This window comes from Vibrio sp. Vb1554 (assembly GCF_033344235.1).
The window spans coordinates 1-1,076 of record NZ_JAWPOJ010000418.1 but is presented as its reverse complement, the minus strand read 5'-3'; the positions used below and the strand labels follow the sequence as shown (position 1 = coordinate 1,076).

The window sequence follows — 1,076 nt, the reverse complement described above, 5'->3', positions numbered from 1 at the left end:
TGTCAACGGTTCAGGTGAAACAGTACACGGCATCATGACTTGTTTCCTAACTGCAGATGACGCAACTCGTGCAGCGGGTAATGGTTTCGGTCAGCTAGCTGGTGGCTACCTGTTCAAGATGTTTGGTTTGCCAGCTGCGGCATTTGCTATCGCTCACTGTGCGAAACCAGAAAACCGTGCGAAAGTAATGGGTATCATGGCGTCAGCAGCTCTGACTTCATTCCTAACCGGTATTACTGAGCCAATCGAGTTCTCATTCTTGTTCATCGCTCCAGTATTGTACGCAATTCACGCAGTACTTGCTGGTCTGGCTTATGTACTAACTAACTCACTGGGTGTTGTACACGGTCACACCTTCTCTAACGGCTTCATCGACTTCGTAGTTCAATCTCCACGTGCGGAAAACATGTTGCTGCTTGTTGGTTTGGGTGTTGCTTACGCAGTGCTGTACTACGTTGTGTTTACTTTCGTTATCCGTGCAATGGATCTGAAAACACCAGGCCGTGAAGATGAAACTGCGGACGCAACTGCAACTTCAGGTACTGAATTAGCAGGTGAACTGGTTGCAGCCTTCGGTGGTAAAGCGAACATCACTAACCTAGATGCATGTATCACTCGTCTACGTCTAACTCTGAAAGATCGTTCAGTAGCTGATGAAGAAGTGTTGAAGAAACTAGGTGCGAAAGGTGTTGTTAAACTAGGTGAAAACAACCTTCAAGTTATCCTTGGTCCTCTAGCAGAAATCGTTGCTGGTGAAATGAAAGCAATCGGCGCAAACGAAGACCTATCGAATGTAAAACTACCATAATTACATCGAACTGATATTTGATTAGAGACCTCCTTCGGGAGGTCTTTTTTTGTTTCAGTGCTTTGAATCTGCTGTGCATTCACGCGAACTCGATAAATATTGCCGTTTTAGCGCGAGTTCTTGTTGTCTAATGGCTTAGAATTGTGGATCATTAGAAACAATGCACTCTGTAAAACCATATCGGATACAGAGTTCCGTTTTCTCTGACAATACTAATATTTTTGAGGTGCTATAGATGAGTGAAGCTGATGCTCGTCCATCAAACTTT

At 44.4% G+C, this 1,076-nt stretch carries 1 protein-coding gene; it reads left to right on the top strand.

The genetic code is table 11. The features are described from left to right. Nucleotides 1–808: PTS transporter subunit EIIC (locus R8N28_RS26740; protein WP_318183860.1), on the top strand; the 808-nt coding region annotated here is incomplete at its 5' end. Nucleotides 809–1,076: the final 268 nt, after the last annotated feature.